The following is a 12,561-nucleotide window of genomic DNA, read 5'->3' on the forward strand; positions in this document are numbered from 1 at the left end:
GTATTGTTCACTAAAGGATCAGAATTTGAAGGTGGTTTTGATCAAGCCACCAAGGCGGTTTGAACCATCAACAGCTGCTGCACCATCAGCATCTTCAATCCAGAAGATTGCAGGAGTTACAGTGATGTTGTCAGAGACTTGGTAGTCATAGTAGGCCTCGATGGCGAAGTTTTCGTCATCGGGGGCACTGTCACCTTTCATTTCTGTTGCATAGCTGGAGTAGCTGCCGAAAGCTACACCCAGCTTATTTCCATCAATGAAGGCATCCTTCCAATTGAGGCCAACCATCCAGCCGAAGCTTTCTTCGACTTGACCATTGGCTTTAGCATCATTGAACCCGAAATCGATGCCTGCGCTGACAGTAGGCATCAGGCCCGAATCTTCTGGTGACCAGTAGCCGCGAATGCCGAATGCATTCAGTGCCGCGTCATCCTTGTTAACTGCAGGAGTCGAGTAACCTTCTGCAGGATCTGATCCTTGCTCACCTTGTTTGTGAGCGTACAGACCTGAGATGTACCACTTCCTGTTTCCGTAGCCGATTTGGCTCAGGAACAGGCCGTCGGTATCTTCACCAAACAGACCTTTCTTGGAAGAAGAGCTAGCACCCTCGTTTCCATCAGCTACGTAGCTGATGGCAGCATTCCAAGCTGCTTCTCCAGGAGCTACATTTTGACGCCATTGGATGCCAGCACCTTGACCAGTACTTGCGCCCATTGTGATGCCATAACCACCCAGTTTGAAGGCCTTGAGGATTGGCTTATAGCGAGTAGGTGTTTCCACCATGTAGTAGTTCTCGACCAATGCACCTACCGTGACTTTGAACTCGTCACCGACAGGGAAGGTGTACCAAAGTTTGTCAACTTTGAGTGAATTCGTGCCTGATTTTGCGTCTGACAGGTATGAGTTGTCCTGCGTCCACACATTGGACATGTTGCCCGTACGAATACGGGTGTACAGCAGATCCTTGCCGGTAAATGTTGTGTTCAGATTCAGTGTGTAGCGATAAGAGAACGAAGTAGCGTCGTCTTCGCACTCACCCGCCTTCGCTGCATTGCAGTCATCCCGATCTTCATAGGAGACAGCACCAATGAAGAAATCGGCTTGCCCCTTGAGCTTGGTGGTGGTGGAGAACTGGGTTGCTTCCAGTTCGCCAACGCGGGCCTCGAGGCCGTCAACGCGACCCTTGATGATGGCCAGCTCGGTTTCGAACTCAGCCATCAGGCGACGCAGCTCGTCGGTCACTTCGGTGACGCGATCGAGACAGGCGTTCAGCAGGGCAGCCGCTTCGTAGCGGGTCATGGCACGGTTGCCACGGAAGGTGCCGTTGGGGTAACCGGCGACGCAGCCGTAGGTCTCAACCAAACCAGCCAAAGCCTGATAGGCCCAGTCGGTGGGGTAGACGTCGGAGAACTGGGAGACGCTGGTTACCTGATCAGCGGAAGCCGCGTAATCAGAAACGCCGTTGATGTTCAGCTCGGCGGCATTGGCGCCGGTGGCCAGAAGGCCAAGGGCGGCAGGAGCCACCAGCAGTTGCTGGAAAAGCTTCATTTGAATTCCTCACACAGGAAAGCCCAAAATGGGCAATCTCATTTTGCTCTTCTGCTGTGTTGCTTGCTACTCGTTTAGTTCATTCTGGTGTAGCTTTCTATACATCTCGAAGTTCTTTTGATTCGCGATTTTCTTAGCACTTATCATCATTGATAGCGCTCTCTGTTGGCTGTCGGCCCTCTTGATTGGGATCAGATGAGTTGCTAGCTTGTGCTTTTTGCTACTCCTGCAAGGTGGTTTTAGCTCTTGGTGAAGCAGTATTGTAGTTTTCTTGATTGCATACGATTTTGGCCGAGTCTTCCGAAAAGTTTCTTTCAGTAAGTAAGAAAAAGGGTTGTAAGAAATCAAAGTGCTCTAAGTGGAAGGGTGGAACATGCCGTTGCGGGCGTTAATTAGTCAACAGGCATGATGACTTGATTTTTTAATTCATCAATATAAATTTTTTGGCTCTTTCTAAGGTTGCTGATTGTTCTTGATACTGTCGATCTTGTTGATCCAATGATTTCAGCAATGCGCGCATGAGGAAGTGTGTGTTCCAGTAATAATCCTTCCGGTGTTCTCTTGCCTAGTCTGGTCATCAATAACTCAAAAAATTTCATTAGTCGTCTTTCCACATTTGCTTCATGCCTCACTATATGTAGTTGAATCAACCAGTCCAGGATATCGTCGCTTTTATTGGAGTCTCTTTTATTTGTCGATTCCACCAAATAAGTTGTGTCTGTTATGGCTTCTATTGTGATTTCTAGATCTCTGGGGTAGTTGAATTTAAAAGCATCTGCCCTGCATGCAAAAGCTAAAGTTATATCTTCTGTATTCTGGGATTGTTTGGCGGCAATCCTTATAACGCCCATCTTTACTGTTATTTCTATTTCCTCTCCTATGTTAGCTTTTTTTAAGCGAGCTGTTTCGGACGAATTCAGAGATATTGGCCCACCTCTTTTATCTCGATTGCTGTGCTGAGTATTCATTGACGCATTGACTTGTACTTTTTGTTACATTGGCTAGTGCTTAATTATCTTGTTAATATTTTTTTGCTATGTATGAACAGGTATTGCAAGATTTCGTGCGCATTTGATGTCTTTTATAGCACGGTGTGGCTTTTTGATTTTGTCTCTTCTTGTAATTTTTGCTCTTTTTGAGGTCAGGTACGACACAATGCGTCGTCGCGATAAAGGCGCTGTGCCTGTTAATTCTCAATCCACAGTATATTTTTGGTGTTAATATTTTGGAGTGATTCCATGTGCTCTTCCGTTAGGGCTTGCGCTGCCTTGTCCTCACCAGTGATAGAAAGGTGTGATGCTCGTTGGTAGCACCATGCATTGATTTCTTGAAGCGTCTTGTTTCTGAGTTGATTGATTTTGTTCATTGGTTTTGAACCTCTGTTCTGATTATTTTTCTATTCCCCGATTGATTCCCGGCGGATTTAATTGCTTCTGCGTGTGTCATATGGTTTGTTTCGCCGTGATTATTCACCTTTCTTCTTTTGGTTGTTGCTTGTTGTTGCTGTTTGAGTCAACTCTTTTCCGCCAATTTCTCTATGTTATGAGAGCTGTTAACAATATCCGCATGAATTGTGTGTGGGAATGGTGTGTTCTTTCTGGGATCTTCTGTTTTTCGGCTTATGCAACAGAAAGTTGATTGGTTTTGATGGCTTCCGCTAATCCCTGTGCTTGTCTCCTTGCTTCTGCGAGGTGCAGATGTCTCAGGCTTTTGTTCGCGACGGTCAGAGTTTCTTTTCAGAGGCTTGTGCCACTGGTCACCCCAATCATGAATCGTGCTGTGGCATGGCTCATGCAGCTTCACTTGCGCGGAGTGTGGTCGTCGGGTGATCTCAACCCCCTTTCGCTCGGGCTGGCCTGACCAGCATCGTCAGCCCAGACACAGTCACAACAATTGTCAGGCCTCCCAGCAGGATTGGGTACATGGGCTGAAGGTTGAGCCAGCCGAACTGTCCTGTGTGCAGCTTGAGCAGCCAGAAGGCGTCAATGTTCTGCTCCAGCAGCAGGCTGTAAAGGGAGCCGGTTCCAGCGGTGATTAGCAACGGTGCTGCGGCGATCGGCACCAGCCAGCGATGGATGCGCCGCGCCTGTCGGCTGGTTGTTCTTGAGGCTTTCATTGCTTTCGCAGCTGTTGGTGCAGTTCCCGTTCATCAGTGCAAGGCATCCAGCGACCGTTGTTCTCGTGAACGCTGCTACAACCGATTTCATCTGCCCGCTGCTGGGCTTCGATTTCCGTTGTGTACATCCCCTTGCCGTGGGCCATTCCTGGCGTTTGGTTTACCATCAGGGCCAAAATCCCGAAGCTGAGAGTTGATAAATGGTGGATGGCGCGCATCGGTTCAGAAGCCTTCGCAGTGTTCGACGGCTTTGAGGTAGTTCATCTTGCCGCGAGCTGTGTCTCCCTCTGGATTGATGCTGGCCCGCATGGCGATTTGCGCATCGATGCAGCGGTTGTAGCGATGGGTTCTGACGGCTTGTGGAATCAGCAGAACCGCGATGCTGAGCAGGCTGAGCCTGCTTACCAGTCGCCAATACGGGGTAGGCGTGGGCTCGGACTATCTGGCGAGCTGTGAGCTTTTGTTGGCTGTGGTCAACCATGCGTTTTTGTCTGGCTCCAGCGTATGGACAGCCTTACGCGTTGAATGAGCTCGAGCAACGTGGTTATCAGCCAAAGCCCCGGCCCGCAGCATGGGAGGGTTCTCCCGCAATTCGAAACTCGATGTGATCCGTGGCGGGGTCGTAGAGGGTGTAGTGCTTCCCCCCGCCAATGCCGATCACGCTTCGTTTGGGCACATCCTGTTCGCTCTGCTGTTCACCGACATGGTCTTTGACGTGGGATTGGATCGATCCTCCGGAAAGCTCCAGTCGGAACTGACGCTGACATCGCGCCGTAAACAGTCGGTTCACATCCAGCCGAGTTAGCCGATCCAGCAGCACTAGGGCTGAAGTGTCTTCCGTCAGCCGGTCGCCGACGTCAGCGGAGCTGCCATGAATCAATGCGCAGTCGAGTTCGATGAAGCCGAACTGCAGCGATGCCAGCCAGTTGAGATGGTCGGCGTCTACCGCAGCCAGAAGCTCTCCGACCGCCGCCTCGCCTTTCTCTGCTCTCAGGCTTTCAGCCTTGCGTTCGCCGCGGTAACCGCACTCCGCCAGAAGTTGCTCTTCCCACCAGCCATAGATGCACTCGGGCTGAAGATCAGCGCGCTTCGGCTGCCTCAGGCGCTCGAGCAGTGCATTGCACTTGCTTTCTGATCCGACTACATCACCGAGAACGAACAGGTTGGCGACACCCCGCTGTTGCTTCAACTCCTTCTGAATCTGCTCGTACAGATCCAGGTCTCCTTGGAGACCACTCACCAGGGCCCAGCGTTCCATCAGCGCTCACACACATGGCTGGCATCTTCAGCCCGCTCGGCGTATTCGAAGCCGTGGCTGAGCCTCCAGGCAAACACCTCAGGTAAGCCCGCATCAACGATCGCTCGACAGGTTTTGGCGACGTCGTAGTCGACCTCACGAATCGTCACCTCTCCGGTGTTGTCGTTATGGATGACGTAAGTTGCTTTGGTGCTGCCATGACGCGGTTCTCCCACGGAACCAGCGTTAACGATCCGCCGCATTGGCAGTTCCAGCTCCTGCTCGGTTGGTGCACCTTGATCGCGTTGTTGCACCTTCACCCGAATGGACCCCTGCCGTAGTTCGCGCACATAGGGCTGGTGTGTGTGGCCGCAGAACAAGGTTTCCGCCCCTGCTGTTTCCACCCGCTCAAGGGCCGCAAAAGCGTTCATGTCAGGCAACAGATATTCGTGCTGACTGTTCGGACTGCCATGTACAAACAGCAGCTTGTCGCGCCGCAGGGTCATCGGAAGTTCAGCCAGAAAGGCCTTGTTCTCCTCCGTCAGCAGCTCGGCTGTCCAGTGATGGGCGCGATGGCCTCGTCGTTCCGCCAGCTGGGAGGGATAGCTGCATTCACAGGCGTTCAGGCCGTCAATGATGTCCTCGTCCCAGCACCCCTGGCAAGTGGGAATCTCACGCTGACGCACTAGCTCCACCACTTCATTGGGCTGGGGGCCATAGCCGAGAAGGTCGCCAAGGCAGGTGATGGTTTGGATGCCCTGGGAGTCGATGTCGTCGAGCACGGCCTCCACGGCAGCAAGGTTGGCGTGCAAACAGGAGATGACGGCTTGGTTCATGTCAATCAGCCTCGCGATGTGGGTTGTTGTTGCTGGAGCTGTTGTTGCTGCATGGCGAGCACGTCATCCGCGAGAAGACAGTCGTTGATGGTGGCTTGAATGCCTTCAGGGTTGAGTGCCTTTCCCTGAACAACGAGCTCTGAGGTTCGACTGGGGCGACCTTGTGGGGGTGCTGTGGTGTCTAGGGGCAGGAACTGGGATGACTCCTGGCTCACCATCCAATTGCAGAAAAATGCCCGCCCGTCGGGAAGATTCATCAGGCCTTTGGCGCGGTACACATCGCCGTAGGCACCGTTGACGAGTTCAAACCAGAAGCTGCTCAGGCTGTTGGGATCCCAGACAAAGCCCGAAAGGGAGTTGTGCCAGGCCTCGAGCTTTCTGAACTCCAAGGTGTCATTTGAGGGCAATTCAGGGTCTCGCCCGAAGTGCAGGAATTGGTCGGGTTGCAGCTGCAAGGCCTCCAGCTTGGAACGAACGTCGTCTCCGAGCCCTTTGACGCCCTCCTGGTTGGGGGGATGGAACTGCTGCACTTCAATCAGGGTCAGCCCATCGTTTGCCTGCTTCAGATCTGTCGTGCCGGCTGTCGCCGCCTCTTCAAGTCTGGGCACCTGGTCCTTAAGCCAGGCCAGGTCGATTCCGCTGTCTGCCCCCTGCTCGAGCCCTGCCTCCTTGTTTCCCTCCAGCCGCAGATAGGCGCAGGGGCCTTGATGCTGCTGAAGCCTTTGGAGCGCCCAGGTTGTTTTCCCGCACCCCGGAGGACCTGAAATCAGGCACACCTGGCCCATCGCAATCTCCTCGAAGTTCGAGAATCATTCTCATTATGAGCCGTCGTCGCTGCCCTGTCTCGTCCTCTTCGTGCCTTTGGAAGCTTGGTATCGCTTGCTATGGCGCCACCTGCTTCTCTCGCTAGTGTCATCGGAACTCGGTTTTGATTTATGCAGGCCTTGGAGTTCCTCGCCTTGGTGCTGGTGAACTTGGCTCTGGCGGTTTACCTGGTTGAAAAGGGATACAAGTTCTGGAAAGAGAAGCGCCGGCTGAAGCGACTCGTCAATCAGCATCCCGAAATGCAGGGTGTTCATCCCGATGAGGATGGGCTGTTTGTTTTTGAGAGCGATGATTCGCTCAAGTTGCTCGTGCTGGAGAACGATCAGCCCGGTGCCGATGAACCCTTTTACGTCAGAGAAGAGGATCTCGAAGAGGAGTGAATGGATTGGTGCAGGAATGGAACGATGAATTCATCACCCAGGCTCAGCATGAGCTCAGGGGGATGGTTGCTGACTGGAAATATGACTACGGCGTGAGTGACAGAGATTGTTCGGCCATGTTGCTTTGGATGCTGATCAGGCTCAATCCCGATGCCAAGATTGACGAACGCCTGTTGGATCGATGAGCTGACTGCTGGCTAGGTGCAATCACTGATACCGTTAGGTTCCAGAAGATACACAATGAACGAATAACTCCCCATCCCCAGCTCAGAACAGGGGGGGGAACTGCCTAGAAAAGGGGATGTATTGGGACCCCCCCCCTCTTTTTTGTGACCTGCCTGCAGTGTGTTGGTCCGGCGCTAGATCTGGTGTCTTGCTACAAAAAGCCCGCCGAAGTGGCGGGCAGGGTGATGGGGGCTCCAAATGTAACGACCATGGCCACTATATGAAGCGTTTGTCTGTGATCAAGGGCGCTGCATAAGTGATATCGATCTCCTAGATCTGGGGCTGGATAAGTAATTTCAGGCCATCGCATCAACATCTGGTGCTATCGGCTGGGTGATGGGGATTGCCCCGGCTTCATGATTCGCTCCATGGCTGGAGCGAATTTTTTTGTCATCGATTTGAGCAGTGTTTGTGTTCCACCTCAGGCACGTTGCGGCTCAGGTAGAGGGCGTTGCTGAGCCCCATTGCAACGGCGCACCCGGCTGGTTCGCAGACCCGATACAGGTGATTGCCGATCGATTCCACGGTTCCGTTGCCTTGAACGGAGTAGGGGCAGGCGCAGGGTCTCGGTCATGGGATCTCACTTGAAACTGGAGCCCTTCTACGGATTCGTGATTGGACTGGGCTGCGACAACCGACACGGGCTTGACTTTCTTTGTGTGTCTCAGCATTCCTTAAGAATTGCGCTCCCGTGTCCTCGAGGCCCCAGGTGTCTGGCAAATGGCTTGCCCTGAGGCGATCGAGGTGGTTGCGCGTCTCCAGATCCGGCATGCGCATCACCCGTTGCATCAGGTTCTGCCGATGGGCGTAGATCCCTTTGCGTCTCCTAGCGGTTCGATCAGCAGATCGAGCAGTTGAGCTTTCGCAGTTGTGTTGGTCATGCTCTTGGGTTGTCCACACATCACCCACTCGAGGGGGTGTGGTCGCGGATCCAAGGCGATGTCTACCTTATTCGAGGGGACGTCGTCTCATTACTCCCTCTAACGTGGCATGTCTTCTAGGGTTCCGATGAAGGTTCTGCAATCCGTTCTGGCGTTGCTCTTGGTGCTGGGGCTGGGTTGTGCAGCAACCTCAACGGTGTCTGCTGCAACGATTGAGGAGTCGGCCAGTGTTGATCTGATTGCCACGCTGGAAAAGGCTCGGGATGTGCGCGAGCAGGCAGACCTCAAGATTCGGGAAAACCTGAAATTGATGGCGTCGAGTTGTCTGTATATGAGTGATTCGTTGAAGGAGTTGATGGCTCTGGAGAATCAATTTGAAGACCGCCAGATCGAAGATTTCACCGTGGGAATGGCGGACGCGGTTGAGCTGGAATTGCTCGATGAGGAGTCACGCAAGATCAAAGCGCTTTACCGCAGATCCCATTGTGATGATCCGATCATCCTGCGGGAGCAACTTCGGCAGGCTGATCAAAAGCGCAATGCCTGATTCGGCAGCAGACCCCCGGTCCCTGTGACGGAGGGGGCCGGGGGTCTGTGCCTGAACGGTGTTGTTCAGGGTTGACGTGGCCGTCCCGTTCCGATGAACAGGCGGCCTAAATCGCTCGTTTGTGCATGACGCAATCCATCAGGTGTGGCTGAGGAAGGTCGAAGCGACTGGCTTATGGCGCCTGGGGCCATGTTCCAATGGGTCGGGTGATGGGAGCTCCTTAGGGCACCTGGTACGGTGCAGATGGATTGCCGATCGGCCTGGCCTTTCGCACAAGGCCTGTCGAAGGGTGCACCCAACAAGAGGTGTGAAAAATGTTGGAGCAGGGGCCTGAAAGTCAGCTTGCTTCTGACGTCTGCTCGGTTGGACCGTCGTCTCGCATGGACGCCTCCGATCTCGATGCACACAGTCTTGGGGCTGGGTTAGGCCCTGGCAATCCGCACGAACACGCATTGCCTTTCAGTGGAGAACCAGCTGAAAGTGGTGTTGGTGTGGGTGCGATCTGATTAACCTGACCCATCATGTGTGGCTGATAACCATTCCCTTCGGCATGCCTGAGCCTTCGGATGGTCTGCTTAACAAGTCGGTGTCATCCACCCGATTGCGCGCCTGGTTGAACACCCGCCTGCGCCAGCTCGCAGTGGGGCAGCGGATCCAGGATGCGCGGGCCTTACGCAGCGAATTTCTGGTGGAGTGATCCTTCAGCGTTCAACCCAGCTCGAGGCAGGCCAGGCCGTAAACGTTGCGGTCGTGCCCCCTTGACATCACGCCCTTGTACATCCGCACCGTTGACGTCATGGGTTTGAAGCCCCTGGCGCTGAGGATGGTTTTGGCGCTCGGGTTGTGGCCGGGGGTGTCGATCAGCACAACACCGTTGTGGTGAATCAGGGCGTTGTTCAGCAACAGCGAGGCCATGCCGGGGTCTTCGGCGAGCCAGGGGCCCACCCGCCATCCTTCGCCGATCGGCAGCAGGCAAGGCCGAATGCGCACGTAGCCATGGCATTCGCCCTCGGCATCTCTCGCCGCGAACACATCTCCCGCTCTATGGCGGAGCCATAATTCAAGGAAGTGGGGCCTTGGGCTGATCTCATGGCGTTCGTCGTAGCGCTGAATCGCATCCAGCGACACCTCGCGCAAGGGCACGACGGCAACGTCGCTGCGCTGGCTGTGACTTGCGTCAAGTGATCCCTCGTTGCGGAACAGCATCTGCCGGCGTGTGGTGATGCAGTTTTTCTGAAATCCAGCCTGTTCGTAGAAGTCCACCATCTGCACCGCGGCCTCCAGCCCGATGCACTGCACGCCGCTGAGGGTTTTTAAGGCGTGTTGCCAGAGGCGACGGCCGATCCCCTGGCCCCGATGCTCCGGCTTCACCACGAAAAGGCCAATGAAGGCGTAGTCGGGGTTGTAGGTGACCGCCGCGATACACCCCACCGGTGCGTTGTCTTGCCAGGCGAGCCAAACCCCCTGGCGATCGGTGTTGGCATAGATCTCGATGTCGCCGACACCTGGAGCGAAATCCTGCTCACGGGCCAGGGCCGTGACCACCTCGAGGTCGGCTTGGGTGAAAGGCCTGATCTCCAGCATCGACAGCTCGGCCCATCCCGACCCTGCTGAACTCCGTCTTACCGCCTTTGACGGCTGATCTCCATCCCTGAATCAGCTCATCCTCTGGTGGCGCATGAATGTTCTTGCTGAACAGTTGCTCTCTAGGGTGCAGGTCACGACTCCTCTGCCCCTGCGGGCTACTGATCTCCATGACTGCTTCAAAGCTGTTCGATTTCCTCGGCCGGGTGCTGATGGCGGCCGTATTTGTGAATGCCCTGCCGGCCAAGTTCACCAACTTTGGTGAAACCGCAGGTTTCATCGCTTCCAAGGGAATTCCCGAACCCCTGGCTTCTTTGCTGTTGGTGGCGTCGATTGTGGTGCTGATCGCTGGATCGATCCTGCTGGTGTTCGGCAGCAACACGGTGCTGGGGGCCTCGCTGCTGCTGCTGTTCTTGGTACCCACCACGCTGATCTTTCACACCTTCCCGGTGGACAGCGGCTTTGCGATGAACCTGGCCCTGATCGGGGCGCTAATCCTGGCCATCACCCGTGCCTGGGGCAATGGCGTTCCCAGCTTCAAGCACCTGCGCTCCAAGGGCTGATCGGCGGTTGGCGGCATTAGGGCAGGGCCAGGGCCGTTCCTTCTCGGCGCGGATCAGCGGCCCCCTGCCAGCCAGCATCGTTTTTTTGAATCAGAGCGGTGCCGCTGCCGATGCTCTGACGCCGCAGGCTTGCCTCGCCCGTGAGCTGCTCCAGTGGAAACGGCCAGGGCAGCGGCGGATCGCTTTCCACCACCAAAGTTGCGCCCCGGCGGGAGAGATGGGGAAGAGCTACCGCCCGTGCGGGAGGTTCGCTCCAGGCCAATGACGCCAGCAGCACCCGGCTGATGAGATGCGGAATGCTGCGGCCGCCGGGGCTGCCGAGGGCCAGCACCGGCTCGCCGTTGCGAAACACCAGCGTCGGTGCCATCGACGACATCGGCCGCCGTCCGGGCAGGCGGCGGTTGGCGACCGGTTTGCCGCCAAGGCTGGGCTTGAAAGCGAAATCGGTGAGCTGATTGTTCATCACCATGCCTCCCACCAGGTGCCGACTCCCGAAGATCGTCTCCACCGAAGAGGTGTAGGAGGCGATATTGCCGCCCACGTCCACGATTGTGATCTGGCTGGTGCCCTGTTCAGTGCCGCGTTCCGGCCGGCCGTAGGGATAGCGATCGATGCCTGGCGGCAAACCCGGCGTTGGCCTTGAGCCGTTCTCGCGTCGCACGGCTCTGGCTCGGCTGGCGATGTAGGCCGGATCCAGCAGGGCTGTGCTGGGAACCGCGCCATCAATGGGGTCATGCACCCAATAAAGGCGGTCGGCATCTGCCCAGGCCTGGGCGCGGGCCAGCTGCCGCCACACCTGCGGCTCACCAGCGCTGGAGCCGGCCAGGTTGGTGGTCTTGTTCAGCAGCGCCAGGGTTTGCAGCAGCGCCAAGCCACCGCTGCTGGGGGGCGGCATCGTGCAGATCCGGTGCTGCAAACCCTGGCTGCAGAGGGGGGGGCGCCGGACCACGGCATAGCTGCTCAGATCAGCGGAGCTCCAGCCAAGGAAGTTCGGCTCGCTGGCTTGCAGGGCGTTGATCCCACCAAGGATTTGCTGTGCCAGAGGCCCCTGATAAAAGGCTGGGCCCCCTTCTTTGGCCAGTAGCCTCAGGGTGCGAGCCAAGGCTGGGTTGCGGAAGGGTTGATCCGCTGCTGGTGGCTTGCCGCCGGGCAGGTAGAGCGCTTGAAATCCAGGGCTGTGGGCGACACCGAAACGCTGAGCCAGGCGAATGGAGCGCAACAACCGCGGGCTCGGCAGGAAGCCAGCACTAGCCAGGTCGATCGCCGGTTGCAGAGTCTGTGCCCAGGACAGACGGCCGTGGTTTTGATGGGCCTCCCAGAGCAGAGCCACGGTGCCGGGAATACCGATGGCGTTGGCTTGGCTGGTGGCCTGACGCCAGGGGAGGGGATCCCCTGCGGCGTCGAGTAGGTCCCCGGGGCGGCTGCGTTCGGGGGCCACTTCACGGCCATCCAGGGCTGAAAGCTGTCGTTGTTGGGTATTCCAGTGCAGCAGAAAACCGCCACCAGCCAGGCCGGAGCTCTGGGGTTCAACCACCGCCAGCACTGCTTGCGCTGTGATCAGAGCATCGATGGCGCTGCCGCCGTTGCTCAACGCCGCCAGCGCCGCCCTGCTGGCGAGGGGATTGGCGGTGACCACCACGGCAGACCCGCTAGCGCTTGAGATGTCCTTGCGGCCAGGGTCGGTGGATTCCGGATCGTCGCGACTGATCGGGGTTGCAGCTGCGGGGAGGATGCTCCAAAGGCTCAGCGCCAGCAGCAACGCTTTGAGCGGGTGGAGCACGGCGGTGGATCGGCTGCTTTCAGTCTTGTGGCTGGTGAA

General features: G+C 56.2%; 16 protein-coding genes. 7 read left to right on the top strand and 9 right to left on the bottom strand.

All coding sequences use genetic code 11. The features are described from left to right. Window positions 1–18: 18 nt before the first annotated feature. Window positions 19–1,548, bottom strand: a complete 1,530-nt coding sequence (locus tag FZX09_RS01720; protein WP_226399407.1) for an iron uptake porin — start codon at window positions 1,546–1,548, stop codon at window positions 19–21. 392 nt (window positions 1,549–1,940) lie between these two features. Beyond that, entirely contained in the window at window positions 1,941–2,516 is a 576-nt protein-coding gene (locus FZX09_RS01725; RefSeq protein ID WP_226399409.1) for a helix-turn-helix domain-containing protein, read from the bottom strand. 702 nt (window positions 2,517–3,218) lie between these two features. On the opposite strand from FZX09_RS01725, the gene FZX09_RS01730 reads away from it, so the two are divergent. After that, window positions 3,219–3,377, top strand: a complete 159-nt coding sequence (locus FZX09_RS01730) for a metallothionein (protein WP_226399411.1) — start codon at window positions 3,219–3,221, stop codon at window positions 3,375–3,377. Between the two features lie 2 nt (window positions 3,378–3,379). Here FZX09_RS01730 and FZX09_RS01735 read toward each other — a convergent pair whose 3' ends face one another. After that, the gene (locus tag FZX09_RS01735) at window positions 3,380–3,664 is read right to left on the bottom strand and encodes a hypothetical protein (RefSeq protein WP_226399413.1); all 285 of its coding nucleotides are present in this window, start codon (window positions 3,662–3,664) and stop codon (window positions 3,380–3,382) included. Next, window positions 3,661–3,831 (bottom strand): gibberellin regulated-like protein, encoded by a 171-nt coding sequence (locus tag FZX09_RS01740; RefSeq protein WP_226399415.1) that lies wholly within the window; start codon window positions 3,829–3,831, stop codon window positions 3,661–3,663. The genes FZX09_RS01735 and FZX09_RS01740 overlap by 4 nt, the downstream gene beginning before the upstream one ends. 40 nt (window positions 3,832–3,871) lie before the next feature. Between FZX09_RS01740 and FZX09_RS12005 the strand changes: the two genes are divergently transcribed. Continuing rightward, on the top strand, window positions 3,872–4,120 hold the full coding sequence (locus FZX09_RS12005; protein ID WP_370624151.1) for a hypothetical protein: 249 nt from the start codon (window positions 3,872–3,874) through the stop codon (window positions 4,118–4,120). A gap of 91 nt (window positions 4,121–4,211) precedes the next feature. Here FZX09_RS12005 and FZX09_RS01750 read toward each other — a convergent pair whose 3' ends face one another. The 3 genes from FZX09_RS01750 to FZX09_RS01760 are packed head-to-tail and all read right to left on the bottom strand — an operon-like array spanning window position 4,212 to window position 6,522. After that, window positions 4,212–4,922, bottom strand: coding sequence for a phosphoesterase (locus tag FZX09_RS01750; RefSeq protein WP_226399417.1), 711 nt, complete (start codon window positions 4,920–4,922; stop codon window positions 4,212–4,214). Next, complete coding sequence (locus tag FZX09_RS01755) at window positions 4,922–5,737, bottom strand: metallophosphoesterase (RefSeq protein ID WP_226399419.1); 816 nt, start codon at window positions 5,735–5,737, stop codon at window positions 4,922–4,924. The genes FZX09_RS01750 and FZX09_RS01755 overlap by 1 nt, the downstream gene beginning before the upstream one ends. A 5-nt stretch (window positions 5,738–5,742) precedes the next feature. Next, on the bottom strand, window positions 5,743–6,522 hold the full coding sequence (locus FZX09_RS01760) for a GTP-binding protein (protein ID WP_226399421.1): 780 nt from the start codon (window positions 6,520–6,522) through the stop codon (window positions 5,743–5,745). Between the two features lie 150 nt (window positions 6,523–6,672). Between FZX09_RS01760 and FZX09_RS01765 the strand changes: the two genes are divergently transcribed. The 4 genes from FZX09_RS01765 (at window position 6,673) to FZX09_RS01780 (ending at window position 9,292) form a co-directional block, all read left to right on the top strand. Next, entirely contained in the window at window positions 6,673–6,942 is a 270-nt protein-coding gene (locus FZX09_RS01765; RefSeq protein WP_226399423.1) for a hypothetical protein, read from the top strand. A gap of 8 nt (window positions 6,943–6,950) precedes the next feature. Then, a complete protein-coding gene (locus FZX09_RS01770) occupies window positions 6,951–7,127 on the top strand; it encodes a hypothetical protein (protein ID WP_226399425.1) in 177 nt (58 codons plus the stop codon). A gap of 1,048 nt (window positions 7,128–8,175) precedes the next feature. After that, entirely contained in the window at window positions 8,176–8,595 is a 420-nt protein-coding gene (locus FZX09_RS01775) for a hypothetical protein (RefSeq protein ID WP_226399427.1), read from the top strand. Between the two features lie 550 nt (window positions 8,596–9,145). Further along, complete coding sequence (locus FZX09_RS01780; RefSeq protein WP_226399429.1) at window positions 9,146–9,292, top strand: hypothetical protein; 147 nt, start codon at window positions 9,146–9,148, stop codon at window positions 9,290–9,292. A gap of 11 nt (window positions 9,293–9,303) precedes the next feature. Here FZX09_RS01780 and FZX09_RS01785 read toward each other — a convergent pair whose 3' ends face one another. Further along, window positions 9,304–10,179 carry a GNAT family N-acetyltransferase gene (locus tag FZX09_RS01785; protein ID WP_226399431.1) on the bottom strand — a complete coding sequence of 292 codons (876 nt, stop codon included), beginning with the start codon at window positions 10,177–10,179 and terminating at the stop codon, window positions 9,304–9,306. A gap of 170 nt (window positions 10,180–10,349) precedes the next feature. On the opposite strand from FZX09_RS01785, the gene FZX09_RS01790 reads away from it, so the two are divergent. Further along, window positions 10,350–10,742 carry a DoxX family protein gene (locus FZX09_RS01790; protein ID WP_226399433.1) on the top strand — a complete coding sequence of 131 codons (393 nt, stop codon included), beginning with the start codon at window positions 10,350–10,352 and terminating at the stop codon, window positions 10,740–10,742. A gap of 16 nt (window positions 10,743–10,758) precedes the next feature. Here FZX09_RS01790 and FZX09_RS01795 read toward each other — a convergent pair whose 3' ends face one another. Beyond that, a complete protein-coding gene (locus FZX09_RS01795; RefSeq protein ID WP_226399435.1) occupies window positions 10,759–12,522 on the bottom strand; it encodes a gamma-glutamyltransferase in 1,764 nt (587 codons plus the stop codon). Window positions 12,523–12,561: the final 39 nt, after the last annotated feature.

The organism is Synechococcus sp. MU1643, assembly GCF_020514095.1.
GTDB lineage: Bacteria > Cyanobacteriota > Cyanobacteriia > PCC-6307 > Cyanobiaceae > Parasynechococcus.

Coding starts and splice junctions, on each gene's coding strand:
- FZX09_RS01720 (WP_226399407.1), bottom strand. CDS start 1,548: ATGAAGCTTTTCCAGCAACTGCTGGTGGCTCCTGCCGCCCTTGGCCTT.
- FZX09_RS01725 (WP_226399409.1), bottom strand. CDS start 2,516: ATGAATACTCAGCACAGCAATCGAGATAAAAGAGGTGGGCCAATATCT.
- FZX09_RS01735 (WP_226399413.1), bottom strand. CDS start 3,664: ATGAAAGCCTCAAGAACAACCAGCCGACAGGCGCGGCGCATCCATCGC.
- FZX09_RS01740 (WP_226399415.1), bottom strand. CDS start 3,831: ATGGTAAACCAAACGCCAGGAATGGCCCACGGCAAGGGGATGTACACA.
- FZX09_RS12005 (WP_370624151.1), top strand. CDS start 3,872: ATGGCGCGCATCGGTTCAGAAGCCTTCGCAGTGTTCGACGGCTTTGAG.
- FZX09_RS01750 (WP_226399417.1), bottom strand. CDS start 4,922: ATGGAACGCTGGGCCCTGGTGAGTGGTCTCCAAGGAGACCTGGATCTG.
- FZX09_RS01755 (WP_226399419.1), bottom strand. CDS start 5,737: ATGAACCAAGCCGTCATCTCCTGTTTGCACGCCAACCTTGCTGCCGTG.
- FZX09_RS01760 (WP_226399421.1), bottom strand. CDS start 6,522: ATGGGCCAGGTGTGCCTGATTTCAGGTCCTCCGGGGTGCGGGAAAACA.
- FZX09_RS01765 (WP_226399423.1), top strand. CDS start 6,673: ATGCAGGCCTTGGAGTTCCTCGCCTTGGTGCTGGTGAACTTGGCTCTG.
- FZX09_RS01775 (WP_226399427.1), top strand. CDS start 8,176: ATGAAGGTTCTGCAATCCGTTCTGGCGTTGCTCTTGGTGCTGGGGCTG.
- FZX09_RS01780 (WP_226399429.1), top strand. CDS start 9,146: ATGCCTGAGCCTTCGGATGGTCTGCTTAACAAGTCGGTGTCATCCACC.
- FZX09_RS01785 (WP_226399431.1), bottom strand. CDS start 10,179: ATGCTGGAGATCAGGCCTTTCACCCAAGCCGACCTCGAGGTGGTCACG.
- FZX09_RS01790 (WP_226399433.1), top strand. CDS start 10,350: ATGACTGCTTCAAAGCTGTTCGATTTCCTCGGCCGGGTGCTGATGGCG.